The following is a 24,887-nucleotide window of genomic DNA, read 5'->3' on the forward strand; positions in this document are numbered from 1 at the left end:
GGGGTAGACATGGTCAGAGTTTCACCGGAACAAGCATATGTAACGGTGTCAGCGCAGATGAGGGAGCAGGTAGAAAGCAGTCATAGCGGTCAAGATGCTGCGAGCCATGCGCGCGCATGGCTAATTACTGGTGCGCCTCGAAGCGGTAAAACGAGCTTGGCTCTCGATCTAACTGCCCATGCTATTGAACTGTATGGTTCCGATAAAGTGAGCCATATTGTTACTAATCGTTTAGTTGCAGACGATGCAAACCGCGCTTTAATTACACGTCTGACCGTTCTGGGACAGCGCCGTTTAGCTACGACGTTAAGCGCTTTAGCTTTCCGCATTATTGAGGAGCGTCAGCTTCTTGCCGGAGGTTCTGCTCCTAAGCTGCTGAACGGAGCTGAACAAACTGCTTCACTTCGCTCTGTTTTGGATGCTCATATTGAACATGCTCGGTTGGGTGAATTATGTTCAACCTGCATGTTGTTACGCTCGTATTTTTTGGGAGATTCAGCTGCTCATGGCAGTGAAGAAAGTAATCATACGGTTGCAACGCGCGATACGGTCAGCCTTTTTGAAAGCTATATAACCCCTACATTCCTGCTGCAATTGCGCGATATGTTCGCCCGCATGAATGAGCTGGGAGCTTCGCACACAATGGAAGACAAAATCCTCCAAGCTCTATCTTCTACCTCAACTGAAGTGATGTCTGCCAGTGCTCTCAGCCATGCTCACACACAAATTGAGCTATCATATGCTTTGCGTAAGGAATACGCTCAGCTGGTTCAAGAACAATATTCAGACCAGTTGCGTTTTGACTCTTCGAGATTGTTGCGCGAAGCGGCATTAACAGTTCGCAATCATGATGGTTCAGAGAACTTGCATTATCCGCGATTTATAGTGGTGGACGATGCTCAAGAGCTTACTTTGGCTGCTATGTTCCTTCTGCAGGAACTGTATAAGGCGGGAGCAAGTATTATTTTCTTGGGAAATCCAGATGAATCCGTGCTGGGTTTCCGTGGCGCTTTTGGAGAGTTTTTCTTCAATCGTGTGTGTGAAACGCAAGTGGATAATGAGGAATCAGAGCAAGCACATCTGTTCTTAGCACCTGATTTCGCTTGTTTCCAGGCTCAGCGCATTGATTTGCTTAGCAGTGTGCCAAGCGTAGAAGACATGGACTATAAAACACGTATTGCTTCGCGTGTTGCTTTGAATATTCCTGCCACATACTCCACAGATATTCCTTTGACTCAGCGTGTGCATAAGTTCCCTGATTCCATAAATCGCTTGAGCGATATTTTTGACGAAAATGCTCAGAGTGCACAAGATTCTTCGGTGCACACGCATATTTTCCGATCACCACGCGATGAGATGAGTTATATTCTCAAACAGATTATGCGTGAACGAATGCGCACTCCGAAGCCTTCGTGGAACTCTATGGCAATTATTGTGCACGATAATGCTACGGCTCGCGCTTTTGGCCGACGTCTGCAAGATGAGGGCATTCCTGTGCGATTTTCCTCTATTACGAAGCCGCTTGGAGAAGATCCGGTTACTGTGGGCTTGTTCGCTGCTATCGAGTTAGCTCGCTTGTCTGTTGATTCTGTTGATTTGGCTGATTCGGCTGGGGTTGCTGGATCTGCTGGGGTTGTTGCGGTTGCTGAATCTGCTGGTTCTGTTGATATGCTTAATCGTCGCGTTGGACAGTTGATGCGTCAGTTTGCTTCTAGTCCGTTTGCTGTTGGCAACGATAATAAACCGATGAATCTTTCGCATGTGAACGCTTTACTTGAGGCAGTGAGCACGCTGATTCATGCAGCCTCGACTGCGCAAGTGCAGGTGGACTATGATTTTTCGGCTGTACGTGAAGCATGGGATAGTGTGTGTGCGCATGATGGGCGGGGGCGGAGCGAAGAATTGCATGCTTCGGCATTAGGGACTTTGATTGTGACGGATGCGCATGGTGTGCGTGCCGAGATTCTCAGTCTTCTCGAAGCTATGGATTCGCAGTATTCCAATGATATGAAGTGCGTGAAACGCTTGATACGCATGATAGATGCTGTGCGTGAGGCAGTAGAGAGTGCGAGCGTTTACGATATTATTGCGATTTTGTGGGCAGCATGGGATGCTGCTGATGTCTCTGACCAGTGGCAGATAAAAGCTCTTGATTTTTCGGACTTCTCCCAACGATTACGCTATAACGAGTGGTTGGATGGAGCCATGCGCTTGTTTGATTATGCGAATCAGAAAGCTTCATCAGTCGGTATAGATGCGTTTATAGAGCGCGTGCGTAATTTAGATATTTCTGCGGATTCTTTGGCTCATTTAGCACCGCTAGATGAAGCAGTTACGGTAACTACGCCGGCGTCTACTGCGGGTGCTCAGTGGGAACAGGTGTGGATGCCGAGCATTCAAGCTGGAGTATGGCCAAATCTTACTTTGCGTAATACCATGCTCGGAGCAGATAATTTAGCAGAAATTATTATGACGGGACGGCTGCATCAATCTCCTCATGACCGCATGATTGAAGTGTTGCACACCGAGAAACGCAGTTTCTTAGTATCTCTTACGCGCGCTCAGTCTGTTGTTCATATGAGTGCAGTATGGAATGATGAAACCTCTCCATCTGATTTTCTCTATACCTATGCTCCTGAACGTTTCCCTCGCGTTGATGCTTTAGATAAAGCAAACTTTACAGACGTTCCTCTCGTCCAGCTTGCTACCAGCGGTTCGGAAAATCACGATACTCTGGTTAGCACAACCATGACGGATGTTATTCGTCAAGCTCGCGTTATTCTGAGCGAAGAGCTTGCAGATAATCCCGAAGGTTTAAGCGAGCGCGGACGTGATGCTTTAGATACTCTTAGTTATGCGCGTAATAAGGGGTATCGCAGTGCTGTTCCTGAACAATGGGCTTTTACTGATGCTGAAGAAGCAGTTGAGCTACCAAACTTTAGTAAGGGCGAAACCGTTAATTTATCTCCGTCAAGCGTAGAAAAACTGTGGGGATGCCCTATTTGTTATCGCTTGGAGAACCGTTTTGGAGGTCCAACGGCTTCCACAGCGGCCTCGTCTTTCGGTACTCTTATTCATACCATCGCCCAGTGGGCGAGCGAAGAACAGCAGTGTGATAGTAAGGAGTTCTACGCTCGAAAGTTGAAGGAGCTTGGCTCAGATGAAGCAGTTATAGACGCTATAACTAGCATCATGATGGAGCAGTATACGCGGCTGAAAACAGAGCCTAATATTGATAACGTTGCAGATGCTTATCTGAAGGAAATCAATAACGATAAACTAGCTGAGTCAATCCTAAATAATATTGCTACGTATTTTGTGCATGCGCATACAGAAGGTTTAGCAGGGTTGGCAAGCAAAACAGAATTCCATCCACCGTATATGCCTATTGAACATGCAGAAGCAGAGAAGGCTTTCTGTGCGGATATTACATTGGAAGATATACGTTTTGCTTATAATGCTATTCCTGACCGTCCGCATATAAATCGAGAAGAGTTCGAAGAACTTATACGTATGCTGGTCGGCGGCATGCCTGAAGGTTTTGATTATGACACGACTGTGCGATTAAAAGGTGTTATTGATCGTGTGGAATGGCATGGTCAAGATAATGGGCGAGACCTTATGTACCTTGTGGATTATAAAACAGTTGCGAAGCCTCATAATATTACACAGCAGTTTAGTAATCTGCAGTTAGCATGTTATCAGCTTGGCATACTTTTTGACCAGCAGGAGCACACGACTGACGAGCAGCGAGCGCAGATTTTCGACAAGGCTCCCAATATTGCCATGTCTGTTCTTTTTGATGTGAAGCATGAAAATTCTCCAGCTGTAACTCGCCACGAAGCTTTTGGAAAGTATCAGCCCGCATTATTTGTCAATGGACATCTGGGCTATGAGGTTGCAACACGTTCTTATAATACAAGTCATTGGGGCATGATGAGCGATACGTCAAGTATTCTGGTTGATCCTGATGCTATGGATGTATGGCGTGCGGAAGTAAAAGAGCGCGTAGAAAAAGAAATGGAAGAGAAAGCTGTAGATCGCACTCTTATCTCGCTGAGCTTGGTGGCACGTATTTTTTATGCTGCCGCGGTTTTGCAATCTAATGTTGTTCTTTTAGATGGTCCGCGATCAATACACAAGGTACAGTACTGCAACTTTAAGCATGTATGTTCGGCGTGTGCAGGAGGAGATATTTCGGTTATGGAGGAGTGGCTAGCATGACAGAGATTACATATACTCCTGAGCAGAATGCTGTTATTTCGGCAGATACTTACGCCAGTATGCTGATTGTGGCAGGAGCTGGATCGGGAAAAACTTTTACCATGACCCAGCGTATTATTGCGCTGATTAAGCAGGGCGTATCTCCTGAGAAAATTTTAGGTTTAACATTTACGAAGGCTGCTGCAACAGAACTGCTCACGCGCGTATCTTCCCAGGTTTATGCTCACCGCGCTCATACACGCCAAGATGAGGAAACTGATGCAGATTCTGCATTTCTTAAGCCCGAAGTCTATACGTACGATGCATTTTTCCAGTCGATTGTGCGTCAATTCGGTTTGCTTGTGGGAATGGATCCTCAGACTGTTCCGCTGAGTGAAGCTGGAACATATCAGCTTATCGATAGCGTTATTCAGGAACATATTCGTGAGGCGTTAACGGCTATAGAAGATGCAGAAACCACTGATTTAGACGATGACACTGAAGATATAGGGTCATACGGGACATTTGTTTCTGAAGTTTTGAGTTTATCGGATGCTATTAGCACGAGCATGATTGATTCTGATTGCACGAGTATTGATGAGGCTGTTGAACGTGTAGAGAGCTGGGATAGTGCGTTTATTGAGCACATCAATGGGATTATTGATAACGAGTACCCCGCGGAAAAAGATCTTCCTAATTTCGGTGAGAAGGTCAAATTATCTGGAGCGAAAACTGAAAGAGGTTTTCAAAAGTGGATTGATGAGAAGAGCCGTGATTATCTTGCGTACCTTCTCGTAGATTTACGAAAAAATACAAGTAGACGCTCACTATTGCTCAAATATGTGAAACTGTTTCACCAGAAAAAACAAGAATTACATGTGGCACAGTTCGCAGATTTTACGATTGCAGCTATGCAATTAGTGGAACGTTTCCCTTGGATTGGGCAGTATTATCGCTCCCGATTTACTCACGTCTTTCTTGACGAATATCAGGATTCTTCTACTGTTCAAGCCAACCTCATAGCCCGCCTTTTCGCACCACAAGGTGTTCACGCACCATCTGCGAGTGCTCTCACTGCAGTAGGAGACCCGTATCAGGCCATCTATGCATGGCGTGGCGCAGCCCCAGGCGCTTTCGTGAACTTCCTACGAGCCACACAAGCCCCATCGCCATTGTCTTTAAGTGCCAGTATGCGCAATCCTCTCATTGTGCTCGATATGGCGAATATGCTCACCAATCCGCTACGTATCGGTCATAAAGATGTGTATAACCGTGAAGGCAGCATCGCTTTGCATGAGGTGGACGTCAAAAAGCTATCCGTTTTCACGCCGCAGAGCGCAAAATCCGCTGAACCTTCTAGTATGGAAACTGCTGAACCGTACAGCGCAAAATCCGCTGAGACGCGCGCCGAAAGCCAGGAATCGCAGCGCGCCGAAAGCCAAGCATCACACAGCGCAACCCAAACCCCACAGCACACGAAAAACGTAGATTCAGAGAGAAGGCAAACCTCCGAACACCAAGGCAGCTTCGCCGCCCTCATATACCATACGAAACGTCAAGAAATAGACGGGGTAGTGCGCTATGCAAAGGCTGCAATCGAACGCAGTAAAAGCGAAAATAATCAGCGCATTGCTCGCGGTCAGAAGGCTCAAGCGGGTCCTTATGTTGCTGTTCTGATGCGCGCTAAAACTCATATGGCGCAATATGCGCAAGCGCTTACTGAAGCTGGTTTAACCGTGCAGGTCGATGGCATCAACAGTGTTCTTGACCGTCCAGATGCACAAGACATGCTGTATGTGCTTAACTGTGTGAGCAATCATGCAGAATCTACAGCTTTAGTCAATCTGCTTGCTAGCACTCGCTATGCGTTGACAACCGAGGATTTGCAGTCCCTTTCGCGTGCTGCATCCGCCTATAATACGTCTATTTCTGAGCGTTTAGCCGCACACGTTGGCTTGCATCAGCAGGAAGTATCTTCTCGCAATCACGATACGCCAGTAATCATGACTTTGGTAGATGTGTTGTTAAGCGATAATCTCTCATGGATTCTCGACACCCATTTCCACGGCAGTGAGCGCGCTCGAACTCGCGTTAGTCAATGTGCTGCCATGTTGCGTAAGGTAGAAGCTGCCCAGAATATGGGGGTGGAGAAGTGCATACGAGTTGCTGGCGAAGAACTAGGATTAGATATTGATATTGCAGTAGCATATGCAACGTCTCGAGCGAAAAAACTGACTAAGGAAGCTGCTGCACTCTCCAGCATCGACACTTTAGTAGACTTAGCGCATACCTATGCTGACGAGCTGATAGATGGGCAAAGTGAAAGTCTGTCGGGTTTTCTCGCATGGCTTCATAATCAGAAGGGCTCTGCTTTACCAAAGAATCCAACAATTATTGGTTCAGATAATGCAGACGTTATTGTATGTACTATTCACCACGCCAAAGGTTTGGAATGGGATAGTGTGATTATTCCTTCAATGGAACAAAACAGTTTCCCCTCTAGCCAAGGCAGTGGCCTCAAAATAGAGCAGGCATTGCCTGAAGGTCCTGTTCCTTTCGGTCAATATGATACGTCCGCGAAAACGTGGTTCTCTGATCCTTCTGCAGTGCCAAATCCTGTGCGCAGCGATAAAGATGCTGTCTCTCGTTTTGCAGATGCTACAGAATTTAATCAGTTCATTCCAAACGCAGCCGTTTTAGAAAAACTTGTTTATAATCAGATTCGTCTACCAAAGCGCGAAAAGCTGAGCGAAAAGATGAGTATTCGTGAGGAAAGCGCTCAAACTGTGTTGGAAGATGAACGTCGTTTAGCATACGTTGCCCTCACGCGCGCTAAACGAGATGCCATTATGCTCGGGTATGTAGAGAAGGAGTCAGACGCGCTCGATGCGTTTGCACCTGTCCGTTTTACTCCGCAAGGTCAGGGCGATCCGAAAACCCAGCAAAATATTGAAAATATGAACGGTATTTCTATCTTCCTTGCAGAATGCCATGAGTATCTCGCTTCCGAAACTTTAGGCGATGAACAGTGGAGAGATACGAAGATAGAAGCGAGCAGCTTAGCTCAGAACTTTGAATTTGATAATACTCCATACGGTTTTTTCGTGGGGGATTTAGCAGATTATTATGCGCATGAAACTGTTTACAATGCTTTGGAAGCCGCTTGCTCTGCACAGCAGCGCACGGAGGGCGAGCTTTACATGCATCCTCGCATGCTGAATAGTGCAATAGGACAGACTCTGGAACGTACAAAACAAGCTGTTGAGCAGCATACACATACGCGCTCGCTGGACGATGCTGGTGAGCAGACGAACGCACACGCCGAGCAGCACAAGAGTGCGACGAGTCTGCTCGATACAGCCGTGCGTGTGCATGAAACTATCAGCACTTTAGGATATGTGCACAGCGCTCAGGTTGAAGCAACTGGCAATCAACAGAACGCGCACAATAAGCCAAGTTCAGACGATCAACTTATTGCTCAAGCCAAGCGTATTCAGTTATCACGCAATACCTCAGTTACCGCAGTACAGCGCGAGCTGGGAGAACAGAGTAATACATCGTCTGCGTTCCAACAGCTTCAACGCGCTCGCGCTATTATGAGACCTGTGCCATCACGCGCAGTTTATGAGAGTAATGCTCAGCTGTCGCCCGCTACTTTAGGTACTGTTTTCCATGCTTTTGCTCAACGATACTTTACTCCTGAGCGGGAGAGGGATGATGATTTTGCGCAGCTACGTGCTTCTATGTGTGAAGAGGTAGCGACTGAGCAGCCAGACAGCGCTTTAGATAAACAGATGCATGACTGGAAACAGCGGTTAATCAGCAGTGCTTTTGATCCGCAAGACTGTGTGGGAACAGAAGTTCCATTTGCTTATGCAGTGCGTTCTACAGGGCAGGCCGTTGTTGGCGTTATCGATGCTGTTTTTGTAGGACAAGTGCTGGACGATTCACCAATTTCTCAACATGCGCGCGAGAATAACACAACAATTTCCTACACGATTATTGACTGGAAAACAGGGCATAAGCCTTTAACTGCTCAAGAACGCGATGAGAAGTTGTTGCAAATAGATATGTATCGTGAAATTTGGGCTACATTGCGAGGCATAAGTGTAGACCAAGTGGACGCTGCCTTGTATTATGTAAGTGAAGCTGATGAGAGTAACAGAGTGCTTTATGCTCACTATAAGAGTGCACAGCAGATAGAAGAGCTTTTCCAAACACAAGTAGACAATAAAGCGGACAATAAAACTGTTTCACAATACGATTAATGTTGTTCGTTATGCGAAAGTGCAGATGGAAATGCATCAAGGGGTATTCCTGATTCTTGTGAGGGTTTACCCTTAAATTTTTATTCATTTCAATAAAGATTTTGATAACCCGTCGCTATGCGAGTATTGTGTGGTGAGTTTGAACGATATATAGAGGCACGAATGAATAACTGGTTTTTGAATATTTATATTGACAGAGGGTGGGTGATGTGGACGGCTGTTGCCATCACAACAGCCCTTGTTCTTCTCCTTCTTCCTGTCGGACATAAGCAGGTAGTTCTCGCGCATCAGCATGAGCAAGCAAATAACGCACAAGAAGCTCATGCGCGTCAATCAGGATGGTGGCAGCGCCATTGGTATACAACTATTGCTGCGCAAGTCTTTTGGACAGTTCTTATGGGTGTGCTTGGCTGGATTATTGTGTATCTACTGTCCAATGTTTTTGTTGTTTTTGGCGTAGGTCTGGGAGACAAAGTCTTTATGCGTGTGGCATGCGGATTTGCAGGTGTGGGCTACGCTATCAGTTCCGCAGTTATGTATCGAGGATGGCGCAGAACAATAGCTTTTTGTTTAATCCCAGCAGCAATTGTCTTAAGTGCTCTGCAAGTCAATGCAGCGTATGGTCAATACTCGACTGTTCGTGATGTGCTTGGCATGCCACATTTTACTGAAGCACACAGCTTTCCTCGCGCTACCACAGGTGTTGATGATTATCTGGAAAAAGTAAAAGCAGGTAGCATTGAAGTTCCCAAGTATGGTCGCATTCATAGTGTAGTTATTCCAGCTACTGAATCACATTTCAAAGCCCGCCATGCAACAGTATATATTCCTCCAGCGGCATTAACGAAGGATGTTCCGTTCCTACCTGTTCTTATGCTTTTGCCAGGTCAGCCAGGAAATCCAAGCACGTTTTTCACGGCAGGACATATGGGGGAGATTGCTGACGCTTATGCATCCAAACATCATGGTTTAGCGCCGGTTATTATTTCACCTGATCAGCTGGGCAACCGCTTCCATAACACTTTGTGCGCAGACACTATTAAATACGGGAAAGCACAAACGTACCTCATGAAAGACGTGGTTAATTGGATGGAAAAGAAACTTCCAGTCACCACAAATCATAAGCAGTGGGGAATTGGAGGATTTTCTCAAGGAGGCACTTGCTCAGTAGAGTTAGGTCCAGCATATCCGCATCTTTTCCATTACGTTATTGATGTTGCCGGCGAAGATGGGCCTCATGCAGGCTCCGCTCAAAACATGATTGAGAACTATTTCGGCGGTAATAAAGCTGCTTACAAGCGTCATCTGCCAAAAAATACCTTCTCTTCTCATCCATATCAAGGTCAGCGCATTATTTTCGGCGCAGGACAGCTCGATACTTTAGGTCAGGCAAACTGCCGTAATGTCAGTCAATACGCTCGGCAAAACGGGTGGTCTATTCAATCCGTTATGTCGTATGGTTCAGCACATGATTGGACGACTGTTCGCGCAGTTACGGCATATGCTCTTGCTGATTTTGGGTATATGAACGGTTTGGGCGATAAACTTGATTTCAGTTCATTCAAGGGCATAACGCATATTGCAGGTATTGAACCGACCGCGCATCATGCGCATACATCACGCAATACTCAACACTGATACTCGATACTTAGGAGTAAAGAATGACGGACACAGTAGAGAAAAAAGAACAGGTCGCCCGCAGTAATCACGATAGTCGTAATAATAACGATAAAAAGAAGCGTAAAAGCCGCGGTATTGCTCAATCGGTGGGCACAATCCTTTTGGACGTAATTAAGTTTCTTACCGACCGCCCACTGACTTTGTGTATGACGGGTCTGTTTGTGCTTGTTAATATCGCTATGCGTATTGCATGGGATGCCAGTATTATCGGGCCGAAATACGATTCCGTTATTAGCCCGTTCTCGAAAGTGAATAAATTCCCGGGAGAATTCTTTAACGTAACTTTGCGTGATTTGCATGGTTATGGGTGGGCACGCAGTTTAGGCACAATATTTATTGTGAACACGGTGACCGGTCTTGTTGTAGGCGTTTTCGTGATTATTGCCTTGTTTGGTGTAGCAGAATCCAAATTGGGGTGGCTTAAAGCTCTTACTGTGTCTGTGGTGAGCACAACTATCGGCTTATCCTCAGCATTTGGTTTATATTTTGCCGCGTATTCAGGCACTCATCGTTGGGCAGCGCTGAGCAGATTCCCGTTAAATTATGGTATTACTGTGTTGGTTATTGGCGCTTTTATGGCTGCTTCATCAACGATGAATGCTCTGTGGCAGCGTCGTATTTCTATTGTGATTTATGCCGTCATGATCACACTGATTTTATATCGTGGAGCATTTATTGATTACGCTATTATTTTGAGCGCTTTTATTGGCCATATGCTCGGCTATATGATTTCGAGCAATAATTTATCGCAGGTTGTGTCTGCATACCGCTATATCGGTGTGGTTGAACGTCGCCGTATTTTAGCTGTTGTGTATACGGTTTTTGCCACTGGTCCGCTGGTAGCAGCTTTCTCCCGCGTGCACGCTGGACCGCTCTCATCCTTAGGTATGCTTTTGAGCGCTGATTCCGTTAGTGCATCGCATCATATTACGTGTGAGAATAATTCTTTGGGAGCAGACTGTCTTATTTTCCATCGTGCTTTGGGCGCTGACCGCGTTTTGAGCATGACCTTAAGTATTATGCTACTTCTCGTTATGCTTACTATTGCTTGGGGATTATTGCGAGGATTAAGAGTAGCAGCCTGGTCTGCGATTGTTTTGAACGCTATGATTGCGTTGACAACATCAGGTTTTTATATTTTCTTACCTCTGACGCGAGATACTGCTGTAGATGTGTCCTTCGCTGAACGCATCAAGTTTGTTGTATCTAATGGAGGTCTTTTTAACCTCGCACTTATGGCAATTATGACTATTGGTTTTATTATTGCCATTGTTGTGAACTTTGAATCTTTCCCTTATACCACTAACCGTTCACGCCTCATAAATGGCGGCGGTATTATTGGTTTTTCGGCTGTCACTCTTATTGGCTTGTGCATTATGCTTTCGAGTGATTCTGTGAAATGGTCAACAAGTTTCGGCCGTATTGTGTTCGACTGTATTGCTTTGTGCCTCAATATTTTGTTGCATTTCTTCCCTATGGGCTTCTTGCGTCAAACTTGGGGAATGGAACATGGTGTGCTCAATTCCTCTACCGGTATTTGGATGATTCAGCTGAGCGGTTTAATCTTCTGGCTGATCGTTGAAGGCGTTTTCCTGCGATGGTTTAGCGCTGTAACAGCAAGTAAGAACGAACAGAGCGCTCACGTGGATGCAGTATTGCGTAAGGGCGGTGAATCCATGTCGTTTATGGCAACATGGGATGGAAACCGTTACTGGTACAGCAAAGACGGAAACACAGCTATTGCTTACCGCGTATACCTCAATATTGCTATTGCTGTAACAGGCGCTTTCGGTACTCCAAGCGCATACGAGCAGGCTCTTAAAGAGTTTACTCAGTTCTGTGAAGAACACGGTTGGACTCCTGTTATGTACAGTGTGCATAATAATCAGCGAGAAATCCTCGAAAACTGGGGATGGAACTCTCTAGACGTGGGTACGGAAATGATTATTAATCCGCGTGAATGGAAAACCACAGGAAAGAAGTGGCAAGATATTCGCACGGCTATTAATAAAGCAAAACGTGAAGGTATTACTGACGTTCTATCTACTTTTAAAGCTGAACCGATCGAAATCCGTCAGCAAATCATGGATATTTCTGAGGAATGGACGGAAGAAAAGGCTCTGCCGGAAATGAAGTTTACGCTCGGCGGTGTAGAAGAACTGATGGATGAGCGCGTAAAAATTCTCTATGCTATCGATGAACAAGGAGTAGTGCAGGCCGTAACCAGTTGGATGCCAACTTACCGTGACGGAGTTATTGTGGGATGGACGCTTGATTTCATGCGTCACCGCGATAACAGCATGAAGGGTATTATGGAGTACCTGATTGCACGTATGGCAGAACGGCTGCATGACGACGAGAACAGCACTGTTGAATTCCTGAGCTTGTCGGCTGCTCCGTTATCGGGGATGGCTGTGCATGATGGGCAATCTGAACTTCTGTCGCATACCTTGGAATTAGTGGGTAAATTGCTTGAACCAGCTTACGGTTTCAGCTCCTTATTCTTCTTTAAGAAGAAATTCCAGCCACAAGAAGATCATGTATTTATTGTGTATCCTGATTCTGCGAAACTATTACAGGTATCGTTAGCAATTAGTCATGCGTATTTGCCACAGATATCGGCAAGTGATTTGATTACATTGTTAAAAACAATGCGAGGATGAGGATAGTGCGATTTATGAAAGATAGCGTTCATCTGCGTGCAGTACGTTCGAGTGATATTGCACAGTTAGCTACCATCATGTTTGACACGTGGTATGCGCAGGATAGTCAAGAGGCAACTGTGCAGCAGCGAGAACTGTTACATTCCATGGCACTATTCGACGTTGCACACTACTGCGAAACATCTACGCACGCCATGGTTGCTGTAGATGATGACCCGCATATTCCTGATATGGATATTCTCGGTGTAGCTATGTGGCGCAACGATACTGACTGGGAGCAGGGGATTAATCAAAAAGACGTAGTGAGCAATGACCTCAATGCTATTGCGAAGTTGCGTTCTTCGTCTGCACAGTTCAACCTGATGATGGAAGAATTTGAAGCAGATGCGGCACGTACACTAGAGCTTGCTGAGGCAGCCGCTCAATCCAGTGGCGCAGAACTGCGCTTATTTATGATTGCTCAACACGCTCGAGGGCTCGGAGTTGGGAAGCGTTTGCTCGGCAGCGCTGAAAGTTCCATGCGTCTAAGTGGCGCTCAGCGCTATTATCTGTATACTGATAGTGAATGTGACTACAGCTTCTACGATCATCGTGGAATGACTCGAGCCACACAAGCTCTTCAGGTTCCAGGACCTGGAGGAAAAATTGTAGATAAATATATTTATATGCAAAACTTGTAGCCCGACTTGAGGCGCATGTAACACGGTATGTTTTCATACGCGCAGACTCATCGGTGACACAAAGAGTGAAAGCTAGGACAAGAAGTGTATAAAAAGATCTTCTCTATTCCTGGCGCCGCCGCTTTCTGCGTCTCCGCAGGAATGGCGCGCGTTACAATGTCAACTATTGGGTTAAGCATGATTTTGTGCTTAAACAATATTTATAACGAGTGGACCTCTGCCGGCATTATGAGTGCTGTGTATGTTATTTCTGCAGCAGTGGTTACTCCTCTTTACGCAAAACTTTTCGATACCTTTGGGCAAAAACGTGTGGGATTAATCGTTGCACCTGTGCAGTTTGCTACTCTGCTCACCTTTGCAGTCGCAGCGTATATGCGTGCACCTTTAGCCCTGCTCTTCGGACTTGCTGTAGTAGTGGGACTGAGCATGTATTCGGTGGGAGCAGTGGTGCGAACACGCTGGGCATGGGTTTTGCGTGATAAACCAGAAGCATATTTGAACACTGCTTATGCTTTAGAATCTGCTGTGGACGAACTGATTTTTATTATCGGTCCTATTGTGGCTGCGTCCATCGCAACAAGCTTCCCGCCAGTATCTACCGTTATTCCGTTTATACTTTTCGGCGGCATCAGCTTTATTGGTTCGCTCATTTTCTACAACCTCAAATCTTCAACGCCTCCAGCTGTGAAGACCATGCGTAATGTGGATGTGAATAATGTTGAACCAGCATCGGCTCATATGTCTGCTGTGCTGCGCGATCGCAATATTCTGTTCTATCCAGGCGTACTCATGCTCACCATTGCAATTGTGCTGTTCAATTCCACTTTCTCAGCATTTGACGTAACGATGACTGCTGTTATGAAGAGCGTGGGACTATACCACTACACTGGATTTATGCTTGCAACCATTGCTATTGGTTCGCTTATTGGCGCGCTTATTTTCGGTTCGCGCTCGCATACACACAATCCGTGGATGCGCATGATTGGTTTCATGATCTTGCTCGCTGCCGGCATTTCGGGCGTGGCATTTAGTGTGCAATGGTTGTTTGTTGCAGCCCTGTGGGGAGTATTCGCAGGACTTTTCGTAGCACCAACCTATGCCTCTGCCAATATGATTGTTCGAGAAATTGCTCCAGCTAATAAGCTGACCGAAGGATTAAGCTGGGTATCTACAGGTGGAACAGTAGGCGCTTCTTTAGGCTCGGCAGTGAGCGGTATTTTCCTCGACAATTTGGGAAATAATGCCACCTTACACACTTTGTGGTTATGTGCTGTTTTGGCTATACCATTCTTCTTCCTCGGATACCTCCAAGTGCGTTCTTTCGAAAAGAAGCACGGCGCTCTAGCTGCGGGTGCAGAAGATAGGTTAGAGTAGCTGGGATGGCTGGAACAGTTGCTCAAGTTGTTGTTGTGCGTGGGTTTGCTGCTATATAAGCGGCAAACCCACCTTTTATGTGCGCGCTCTTGGAGGCTGGGTGGTGTCATATGCGGTTTTCTGTTCCAATCCGCTTTTACCAGGACTGATGTAGTTGATCATCCGATAATCAACTTAGCCGATTAATACACCTACTGTGCCAGTTTTGACGCACAAAAATGGCTTCAAAACTGGCATAACGGTTGCGCATATCGCCTGCACACTCCACCAGCACACGCTCCCGCACCCGCGCCCACGCTACGCCACCCACATCCACCGCCATGTGTCGCACTTCAATTGCATAATGCAATCAGAAGAGAAGCGAGCAAAACTGAGCAAAAGCAAGGAGATAAAATGATTCATGTTTCTGTTATTGGCGCTCAAGGTCGTATGGGTAGTCATGTAGTCGCAGCAGTGAATGCTGCGCAAGACATGCAATTGGTTCATGCTCTCGACCGCGACGATGATTTGAACATCATCAGCACAGATAATACAGACGTCGTTGTGGAGTTTTCTGTTCCAGATGCTAGTTTGAAAAATGTACTTGCCATGGTTAACAAGAATGTGAATGTTGTGGTGGGTACTACGGGTTGGATCGAAGAGAAAATGGATACTGTGCGCGAAGCACTCGAAGAGCATCCAAATATCAGCGTATTTATTGCTCCTAACTTTGCTATCTCCACAGTGCTTGCCGAGCATTTCGCCGCACAAGTAGCCAAGTATTTCGAGTCAGCGGAAATTATTGAACTGCATCATCCAGATAAAGTTGATGCGCCAAGCGGAACAGCTTTGCACACAGCTCACAAAGTAGCTGCAGCACGTAAGGCTGCGAATATGCCTGAAATCCCAGATAATACACAGACAGATGGCGGTTCACGCGGTCAAGTCGTTGAAGGTATTCATGTGCATGCTGTGCGTTTGCGCGGTCTGAACGCTCATGAAGAAGTTCTGTTTGGGAATGCGGGAGAGCAGTTAGTTATTCGTGCTGACTCCTTCGACCGTACGTCCTTTATGCCGGGCGTTTTGCTGGCTGTACGTCATGCAGGCGAAAAGCCGGGGCTGAGCGTCGGCTTGGATAACTACTTAGATTTATAAACGTAGAGAAGAAACTATTGCGCTAAGTCAAAGCCAAAGGGTACTTTGTAAATTATGACTACCGAGATGCATCTGTTAGAAAGTGCGCCATTCGGGCGAGTAATTCCAGCTATGGTTACTCCTATGAAGGCGGATGGAACTGTTGATTACGAAGCTGCTCAAGTATTGGCTAAGCACCTCGTTGAAGATGGGGCAGATGGCATCCTACTTAATGGAACTACAGGAGAATCTCCAACCACGCACCTTGAAGAGAAGATTGACCTTGTGCGTGCGGTAAAAGAAGTAGTGGAGGTTCCTATCCTCACCGGAGCAGGATCAAATGATACCGCTCACTCCGTGCGCATGGCTGAACATATTCAGGAAGCTGGGGCAGACGCTCTGCTCATTGTTGCGCCATACTACTCTCGTCCTTCCCAAGAAGGCATTTATCAGCACTACAAGGCTGTAAATGACTCCTCGGACGTGCCAGTAGTTATTTATGATGTGCCAGGACGTACCGGCGTGCGTATTTCCACGGAAACTTATGTACGTTTGGCAGGATTATCGCAAGTTAAAGCTGTAAAGGACGCGACTGGCGATTTGGCTGCTGCAGTGGTCAAGAAAATGGAAACAGGCTTAGCTTGGTATTCTGGTGATGATGGCGTCTATCTGCCATTTCTCTCTATTGGTGCTGTGGGTATTATTTCTGTGATTGCTCACGTAGCATCAGGACCATTGCGCGATTTAACAAACGCTTTTAACGAGGGGCACATTCTAGAAGCTCAGCGTATTGCTGTGCAATTAGCTCCTCTTGTTGGCGCTTTGAACGGTGACGGTTTCCAAGCAGTTATGGCTAAAGCTGCTTGCCATGTACAAGGATATATGGATAGCACTGCTATGCGTTTGCCAAATGTGGGTCCTCATCAGGCACAGTTGGAGAAGGCATGCGAAGGAATGCGTGCAGCAGGAGTTCTCAAAGCATAGCGCTCAAGCATAGCTCGCCATAGTAGCGGCTACAAGCTACCCAGTATGTAAATCTAAAAGGGTAACCAGAGCCGTACACAAGAACATTAAGTAGTTTGAGGTAGTGGATTAGGCTTACAACGAGTTCGGCGAGACGAACTCACCATAAAACGAAAGGTTCATAATGCCTTCCACTCAAGGAAAACAAGGAACACAAGAAAAGAAGACGCAACGTAAAAACTCACGTTCAGCGTCTACAACAGCAAAAAAGAAAACGTCTACGCGCGCTCAAGCTAAATCAACGGCGAAGAGCACGCGCCTACGCACTAACCGCAAGAACAACGGTTCAGTGCGTTCTGTTAATGCGCAAGCAAATCCTCATACCACGTCGGACGGCAAGCCATTAATTGCTCCTCCTAAGTATCGCAAGGGCTCTATGCGCATTGTTCCGCTCGGCGGTTTGGGAGAAATCGGTCGTAATATGAATGTAATCGAATATAACGGTCATATTCTTCTTATTGACTGCGGTGTGCTGTTCCCTGAAGAAGAGCAGCCAGGTGTTGATTTAATTTTGCCTGATTTCAACTACATTAAAGATCGTCTCGATAAAGTTGAGGCTTTGGTTCTTACCCATGGTCATGAAGATCATATTGGCGGTGTGCCATATTTGCTGCGTTTACGTAAAGATATTCCTCTTATCGGTTCTCAGCTTACCTTGGCTTTGGTTGAAGCAAAGTGCAATGAGCATCGCATTAACCCAATCTTAAAGCCTGTTCAGGGGCGAGATAAGATGAAGGTGGGTGCTTTTAACCTTGAATTTATTACGGTTACGCATTCTATTCCAGATGCCTTAGCGGTTTCTGTGAAAACCCCTGCAGGTCATATTATTGATACGGGCGATATGAAGCTCGATCAGCTGCCTTTAGATCATAAGATTACTGATTTACGTCAGTTCGCTAAGTTGGGTGAGCAGGGCGTTGATTTGCTCATGTCTGACTCGACGAACGCAGAAGTTCCAGGTTTCGTGAAGCCAGAAACCACGATTGGTCCAGCATTGGATCGTGCTTTTGCTGAAGCAAGCCGCAAGATTATTGTGGCAAGTTTCTCTTCGCATGTTCATCGCGTACAGCAGGTTGTTGATGCTGCTCATAAGCATGGGCGCAAGGTTGTTTTCGTGGGACGCTCGATGGTACGTAATATGGGTATTGCTGCCGACTTGGGCTATCTGCATTTGCCAGAAGATACCGTTGTAGATCTCAAGAAAGCACATGATATTCAAGACGATAAGATTGTATACATGTGTACAGGTTCTCAAGGTGAGCCAATGGCAGCTTTGGGACGTATTGCTGATGGCAATCATCCAGATATTTCCGTGGGAGAATTCGACACTGTTATTTTGGCAAGCTCCCTGATTCCAGGTAACGAACACGGAGTGTATAAGGTTATTAACAAGCTCACACGCTTAGGTGCTCGCGTAGTTAACAAGGATAACGCTGCTATTCACGTGTCTGGTCACTGCGATGAAGGCGAATTGCTGTACTTCTACAATATCGTGCAGCCAAAGTCAGCAATGCCTATTCACGGTGAGCATCGTCACTTGGTGGCTAACGGTTTAATCGCTGTGAAAACAGGTGTGGATCCTCATAACGTCGTTCTTGCAGAAGACGGTGACGTGGTCGATCTGTATAAAGGTCATGCTGCTGTTGTGGGTTCTGTGCCTTGCGGATACGTATATGTAGATGGTCAATCAGTCGGCGAGATCGGCGAAGAAGAACTCGAAAAGCGTCGTATTCTCTCAGAAGAGGGCTTCGTATCATCTTTCCTCGTTGTCGATACAGATACACAAGAAGTTATTAGCGGTCCAAAAATTTATCTGAATGCTGTAGCAGAAGATGAAAGCGATTTCGAGGAAGTGCGCTCACGCATCGTTACAGATGTAGAAGATGCTTTAATCCGCGGAACGCGCGATACCCACCAGTTGCAGCAAATCATGCGTCGCACTTTGGGAGGCTGGATTGCCCGCAAGTTCAAGCGCCGTCGTCCAATGATTGTGCCTGTCGTTGCAGACGTGGCACAAGATGTGCAGCCAAAACAGTAAGTAATGAAGTAAAGGAGAAAAATGCCAGGAGCAAATCTCACCCGCGTAGAAGCGGAAGAACGCGCAGGAATCGTGACGAATGTGCGCTACAACGTGCATTTAGATGTAACTGGATCAGATACTGATTTCCGCTCTATTAGCACTATAGAGTTTGATGCTACTGAAGGTGCGTCAACCTTCCTCGATTTAATCGCTAACACGGTTAATTCCGTTGAACTGAACGGTCAAAAGCTCGATCCTGCTACAGTTTTTGTGGATAACCGTATTGAATTGAGCAATCTGGCTGCGCATAATACAGTTACCGTGGATGCTCTTGTACAGTATTCACGCACAGGTGAGGGTATGCATCGTTCTGTTGACCCAACTGACGGCAATGTCTATTTGTACACACAGTTTGAGGTTCCTGATGCACGCCGCGTTTATGCAGTGTTTGATCAGCCAGATATTAAAGCAGAGTTTGATTTTAGCGTTGATGCCCCACAGGGTTGGGAAGTTATTTCCATTATGCCAGCCAACGAGCCAGAGCAGATTGCTGATGGTGTGAACCGTTGGACGTATCCAACCACGCCAAAGATGAGCTCTTATTTAACTGCTTTCGTAGCTGGTCCTTACGCGAGCTGGCATACGTCGCATAAGCTGTCTGATGGTCGCGAAGTTCCTATGGCTATTTATGCTCGTCAGGCTTTGAAAGAAGCTATGGCAAAAGACGTTGATTACTTATTCGACGTGACTAAGGCGGGTATGGACTTCTACGATAAGACGTGGGGTGTTCCATATCCATACGCAAAGTACGATCAGCTTTTCGTGCCAGAATATAATGCTGGTGCTATGGAAAACATTGGAACTGTAACTATTCGCGATTCTTATGTTTTCGAATCCAAGGTAACTGACGCTATGGCTGAACGTCGCGATGTAACGGTTTTGCATGAACTGGCACACATGTGGTTCGGCGATTTGGTGACTATGAAGTGGTGGAATGATTTGTGGCTCAATGAGTCTTTCGCTGAATTCACCTCCACCTTGGCGACTGCTGAAACCACCCAGTGGCATGATGCTTGGGCAACCTTTGCTTCGGGCGAGAAAAGCTGGGGACAAGCTCAGGATGAAATGCCATCTACCCATCCAATCGTGGCTCCAATTAATGATCTGCACGATACCGAAGTCAACTTTGACGGTATTACCTATGCTAAGGGCGCTTCCGTGCTTAAGCAGCTCGTAGCATATGTGGGACGCAAGGAATTCTTCGAAGGTATTCATAACTATTTGCGCAAGCATCAGTATGCTAATGCAACGTTGGCAGATCTGCTCGCCGAGTTGGAAGCAACTTCTGGTCGCGATTTAAAGAGCTGGTCTGAGCAGTGGCTGGAACACGCTGGCATTAATACTATTACCTCCGAAGTGCGCACTGCTACTGATGGCACGATTGAAGAGATGGCTTTGGTGCAGACAGCATCTGAAGAGTATCCAGTTTTGCGCGACCATCGTTTGGCAGTAGCATTCTACGATGAAAATGCTGATGGCAAGATTGTGCTCACGCAGCGTTTCGACCTTGATGTTACGGGAGAGCGCACGGTTGTAGAGGCTGTGAAGGGCAAGAAACGTCCAGCTTTCATTATGGTGAATGAAGATGATTTAACATACACCAAATTGCGTTTTGATGAACAGTCTTTGGATTTTGCTCAGAAGAACTTGTATAAGTTCGACAGCGCTTTAACTCGTGCAGTAGTATGGCTCAGCTTGTGGGATATGACTCGTGATGCTCAGCTTCCAGCTGTTGATTTTATTAACACATCCTTGAAGGCATTGAGCACTGAGAAGGAATCCACAACCTTCCGTTATGCTTTGGGACAGATTGCTACCACAGCTGCACATTATGTGCCTGCTGCGCGTCGCGATGAGATTAAGCAGCATATTGGATTAGAATTCTTCCGCTTGGCAGGTGAAGCAGTAGCTGGTTCCGATGAACAGTTCCAGCTTGTTACTGCATACCTTAACAACGGTACCGACCCTGAGTTTGCTGCACGTTCTTCCGCTCTGTTAGACGGCTCGCTTGTTTTTGATGGCTTAGAGATTGACAACAATATGCGTTGGACTATTCTCGTAGCTCAGGCAGCAGCAGGCGTTATTGATAATGAGCGTATTGATGCAGAGCTTGCTGCTCGCGATACGAAGGAAAATCGTCAGTTCGCTGTTATGGCTAAGGCTGCAATTCCAACTGCTGAAGCTAAGGCATGGGCTTGGGATCAGGCATTGCATAACAATGAGTTGACCAATTCTCAGCTGGAAAACGTGGCTGGTGGCTTCTCTATGAATTCTGACCCAGCTTTGTACGAAAAATACGTAGACAAGTATGCTCAGATTATTGACTGGGTATGGGAGAATAAGACCTTCCACATGTCTGAAGCATTATTGCAAGGAACAACACGTGGATCAGGCTTGTATCCAAGTGCTTCTGATGCTGCGCGCTTGGTTGAAGTAGGCGAAAACTGGTTGAACAGTCATGCTGATGCGCCTGCAGCTTTGCGTCGTATTGTCATAGAAAATCTCGATAGTTCACAGCGTGTTCTGCGCGTTCAGCGTTACAACGAGAGCTTGTAGAACATCTGCGTATTACACGCCATCTACACTTAACCTGCCGTGCTACTACAATGGGAAGCCGGCAGGTTTTCTATAACAAAGGAGAGACAATGCCTCGTCTTTTTGGAACTGATGGTGTGCGCGGTTTAGCAAATGGTTTGCTCACTGCTGACCTTGCATTGAAAATGGGTGACGCAGCTGTGCGCGTTTTTGGAGCAGATGCCGCTCATGGACGTCAACGTGCTTTAATCGGTCGAGATACTCGCGTATCCGGTGATTTCCTGGCTTCAGCTTTAGCTGCGGGTATGAGCGCTGGCGGTTTCGATGTTATTGACGTAGGTATTTTGCCAACCCCAGGTTTGGCATATCTCACTTCTATTTTGAACGTAGAAATGGGAGCTGTTATTTCTGCTTCCCACAATGCTATGCCAGATAATGGTATTAAGTTCTTTGCCCGGGGAGGTTTCAAACTTCCAGATGCGAAGGAAGATGAGATTGAAGAAATTCTTGGCACAGATTGGGATCGACCAACGGGTGCAGGAGTGGGTCGCATTTCTCACGATAATGTTACGGCAAGCAACCTCTATATTGATCATTTGGTCAGCTCCATTGCTCCTGTGGGTAAAGATAAGATTCAGCCACAGCCTTTGAAGGGACTGCGTATTGTGGTTGATTGCGCTAATGGTGCAACATCAGCAGTTGCGCCTGAAGCTTTACGCCGCGCAGGAGCCGACGTGATTGTGATTAATGCTTCTCCAGACGGCTACAATATTAATGATCATGCAGGTTCAACGCATCCTGAACAGTTGCAGGCGATGGTTAAAGCCAGCGATGCTACTATGGGCGTAGCTTTTGACGGTGATGCCGACCGCTGCTTAGCTGTGGACGAAGATGGCGTTATGGTTAATGGCGACCAAATTATGGGTATTTTAGCTCGTGCCTATAAGCGTGAAGGAAAGCTCAAAGACGATACTCTTGTTATTACCGTTATGAGTAATTTGGGCTTGATTTTAGCGTTGAAGGACATGGGTATTAAAACCGTGCAGACCTCTGTGGGCGATCGCTATGTTCTTGAAGCCATGCTTCAGGGCGGATATACGCTTGGCGGTGAACAGTCAGGACATGTGATTAATAGGGAATTTGCTACCACAGGTGATGGCACATTAACTGCGTTGTGCTTAGCTAATGAAGTGATGAAGTCCGGTAAGAGCTTGAAAGAGTTGGCTGCAGACTTCCCTCAGCTTCCTCAACAGCTTGTTAACGTGCCGAATGTCGATAAACTTGCTGCTTACACGAACCCTGCTGTACAGGAAGCAGTACGCGCAGAAGAAGCAGTGTTGGGAGAAACCGGGCGCGTTCTTTTGCGTCCTTCAGGAACAGAGCCTTTAGTGCGTGTGATGGCAGAAGCTGCAACACAAGAACAGGCAGATGAAGTCTGCGAACGTTTAGCAGCTGTTGTAGCTCGTGAGCTTGCATTATAGAGGGAGAATACTATGGCGTGGAATAGCGCACATATAGACAAAGAGTTTGACCGTGAAGTGCGTGCTCTACTCGCAGATACTGATGAAGATGGTAATTTGCCTATTGTGCAGCTGGGTGAACCAGTTTTGCGCATGCAAACCGAGCAGTATGATGGTCAGTTAAGCCAGAAAACATTAGTAAAACTGATTGAGTTGATGCGTTCAACCATGCTTGCCGCTCCAGGAGTAGGTTTAGCAGGGCCTCAGATTGGTTTAGGACTAGCTATTGCTGTGCTCGAAGACCACGTGCGCGATGATGCTGATGATCCGCGCGGTATAGGAGAACTTCCTTTTACCACGATTATTAATCCGCATTATGAGCCAGTTGACGATCAAACAGCAAGCTTCTATGAAGGTTGCCTAAGTTTTGATGGTTACCAAGCTGTGCGTAAACGCTACGTGCATATTAAGGCTACGTGGATGGATGAATTTGGCAATAAGCATGAAGAACTTATGCATTACTGGCCGGCACGTATTTTCCAACATGAAACTGATCATTTGAATGGGGAAGTGTACATTGATAAAGCTGAAACTCGCAGCTTAACTACCTACGATAATCTTGAAGATTATTGGGCATTCGAAGCAGTTCCTCAAGAAGCATCCAAAACCTTAGGTTTCGAGCTTTAATTGCTGGGGGGGTGGCGTATTACAATACGCCACCCCCCCCATAGGTTACAGGTTTTTTTCTAAACGAATCATAAGCGCAGAAAAAATCAAAGCCATAATTACAATAATTGCCGTTGTTATAATCAAGGCATCTGAATAATGCTGTTTCTCAATAAGCGCGTATCCTGCATAAGCAAAAGGAATAAAACCAAAACTTACAGCATAATCAAGAGAACTGATACGTCCCAAATATTTTTCAGGTGAACGTTGCTGCAGAGCAGAACCCCATGTTACTCCTCCCAGCTCAAACCCAATACCTGCAATATATCCTATGGAAAGAGCGGCAGAAACATACGACCATGTGATTTTTGATGATAACGGGATGACATACAGAGGCAAAATAACATCTCCAGCACCGCTATCTATGGCAAGAGTAATAGCCCAGAAAATCACACCGATAAGAAGTCAGCGATATTCCTTAAAGAGGTGAGGAGCTGTTTTGAGTGCGTCTACAAGAGATTGCTGTTGATCCTCGTTTTTCGTGTCGTCAAAGCTTTTCAGAACATGAACAAGAGCCAAAAGAATAATCGTGACAATACCGCTCAAACTGGCAATAGCAAAAAGGACTTGAGCAGAAAAGTGGGCGGCAATAAGTCCTGCTAAAACAGGAGCACCCACATAAGCAATATTGCGTAATGTGCGCACAAAACCATTGGCTTGAACTAAATAATCATGCTCAACAACCGCCGGTAGCAGTGAATAGAGGGCAGGCGAGCCCAGAGCAGAGATAAAAGCAGTAAGTAAAGAGAAAAGCTGAACTTGCCAAGCTAAACCATAGCGCCACGTGAGCACAGCAAAGCCGCTATACGTTACAACCGATATTGCGGCAGCGATTACAGAAAATACGTTTCTTACTAAAACGGTCAGCCAGAGCACCGCCAATAAACGCGCAGATAAGTGTGGGCAGAGTGCGGGTGAGTAAAGTGAGAGCCAGACCTGCGGCATCGTTATTTTGGGTATTGGTGAAAACAAGTCCCATAGAAAACATGACGCCAGCTAGCCCTTGAAGTGATTGAGTAAGAGCTAGCTTGACAACAGATGCATTCAGCCATGTGGGATGAGAAATATGATGCATGATGAAC

General features: G+C 46.3%; 15 protein-coding genes. 12 read left to right on the forward strand and 3 right to left on the reverse strand.

The features are described 5' to 3' along the window. Positions 1 to 9: 9 nt before the first annotated feature. The 12 genes from G464_RS0103610 (at position 10) to G464_RS0103665 (ending at position 23,766) form a co-directional block, all read left to right on the forward strand. Entirely contained in the window at positions 10 to 4,224 is a 4,215-nt protein-coding gene (locus tag G464_RS0103610) for a PD-(D/E)XK nuclease family protein (protein WP_080651138.1), read from the forward strand. After that, a complete protein-coding gene (locus tag G464_RS10045) occupies positions 4,221 to 8,471 on the forward strand; it encodes a UvrD-helicase domain-containing protein (RefSeq protein WP_022856773.1) in 4,251 nt (1,416 codons plus the stop codon). The genes G464_RS0103610 and G464_RS10045 overlap by 4 nt, the downstream gene beginning before the upstream one ends. 162 nt (positions 8,472 to 8,633) lie before the next feature. After that, a complete protein-coding gene (locus G464_RS08785) occupies positions 8,634 to 10,109 on the forward strand; it encodes an alpha/beta hydrolase (RefSeq protein WP_022856774.1) in 1,476 nt (491 codons plus the stop codon). A 23-nt stretch (positions 10,110 to 10,132) separates the two neighbouring features. Continuing rightward, positions 10,133 to 12,814, forward strand: a complete 2,682-nt coding sequence (locus G464_RS08790) for a phosphatidylglycerol lysyltransferase domain-containing protein (RefSeq protein ID WP_022856775.1) — start codon at positions 10,133 to 10,135, stop codon at positions 12,812 to 12,814. Positions 12,815 to 12,828: 14 nt separating this feature from the next. Then, positions 12,829 to 13,494, forward strand: coding sequence for a GNAT family N-acetyltransferase (locus G464_RS0103630; protein ID WP_022856776.1), 666 nt, complete (start codon positions 12,829 to 12,831; stop codon positions 13,492 to 13,494). An 84-nt stretch (positions 13,495 to 13,578) separates the two neighbouring features. Further along, on the forward strand, positions 13,579 to 14,868 hold the full coding sequence (locus tag G464_RS08795; protein WP_021618561.1) for an MFS transporter: 1,290 nt from the start codon (positions 13,579 to 13,581) through the stop codon (positions 14,866 to 14,868). 393 nt (positions 14,869 to 15,261) lie between these two features. Continuing rightward, the gene (gene dapB / locus G464_RS0103640; RefSeq protein ID WP_022856777.1) at positions 15,262 to 16,002 is read left to right on the forward strand and encodes a 4-hydroxy-tetrahydrodipicolinate reductase; all 741 of its coding nucleotides are present in this window, start codon (positions 15,262 to 15,264) and stop codon (positions 16,000 to 16,002) included. Positions 16,003 to 16,068: 66 nt separating this feature from the next. Next, the gene (gene dapA / locus G464_RS0103645) at positions 16,069 to 16,965 is read left to right on the forward strand and encodes a 4-hydroxy-tetrahydrodipicolinate synthase (protein WP_026472587.1); all 897 of its coding nucleotides are present in this window, start codon (positions 16,069 to 16,071) and stop codon (positions 16,963 to 16,965) included. Positions 16,966 to 17,128: 163 nt separating this feature from the next. After that, on the forward strand, positions 17,129 to 19,042 hold the full coding sequence (locus G464_RS0103650) for a ribonuclease J (protein ID WP_022856779.1): 1,914 nt from the start codon (positions 17,129 to 17,131) through the stop codon (positions 19,040 to 19,042). Positions 19,043 to 19,063: 21 nt separating this feature from the next. Further along, complete coding sequence (pepN, locus tag G464_RS0103655) at positions 19,064 to 21,640, forward strand: aminopeptidase N (RefSeq protein WP_022856780.1); 2,577 nt, start codon at positions 19,064 to 19,066, stop codon at positions 21,638 to 21,640. A gap of 89 nt (positions 21,641 to 21,729) precedes the next feature. Beyond that, positions 21,730 to 23,100 (forward strand): phosphoglucosamine mutase, encoded by a 1,371-nt coding sequence (gene glmM, locus G464_RS0103660; protein ID WP_022856781.1) that lies wholly within the window; start codon positions 21,730 to 21,732, stop codon positions 23,098 to 23,100. Between the two features lie 12 nt (positions 23,101 to 23,112). Then, positions 23,113 to 23,766, forward strand: coding sequence for a peptide deformylase (locus tag G464_RS0103665; protein ID WP_021618554.1), 654 nt, complete (start codon positions 23,113 to 23,115; stop codon positions 23,764 to 23,766). Between the two features lie 45 nt (positions 23,767 to 23,811). Here the strand turns inward: G464_RS0103665 and G464_RS0103670 are convergent, their stop codons facing one another. From G464_RS0103670 to G464_RS10295, 3 genes are read right to left on the reverse strand one after another with little or no spacing between them, the layout of a single operon-like run. Next, positions 23,812 to 24,198, reverse strand: coding sequence for an MFS transporter (locus G464_RS0103670; protein WP_022856782.1), 387 nt, complete (start codon positions 24,196 to 24,198; stop codon positions 23,812 to 23,814). Positions 24,199 to 24,210: 12 nt separating this feature from the next. Next, positions 24,211 to 24,597 carry an MFS transporter gene (locus tag G464_RS0103675; protein WP_022856783.1) on the reverse strand — a complete coding sequence of 129 codons (387 nt, stop codon included), beginning with the start codon at positions 24,595 to 24,597 and terminating at the stop codon, positions 24,211 to 24,213. 10 nt (positions 24,598 to 24,607) lie between these two features. Next, positions 24,608 to 24,880 (reverse strand): hypothetical protein, encoded by a 273-nt coding sequence (locus tag G464_RS10295; RefSeq protein ID WP_022856784.1) that lies wholly within the window; start codon positions 24,878 to 24,880, stop codon positions 24,608 to 24,610. Between the last annotated feature and the right edge of the window lie 7 nt (positions 24,881 to 24,887).

Origin of the sequence: Alloscardovia omnicolens DSM 21503, from assembly GCF_000420505.1 — a bacterium.
Classification (GTDB): Bacteria; Actinomycetota; Actinomycetes; order Actinomycetales; family Bifidobacteriaceae; genus Alloscardovia; species Alloscardovia omnicolens.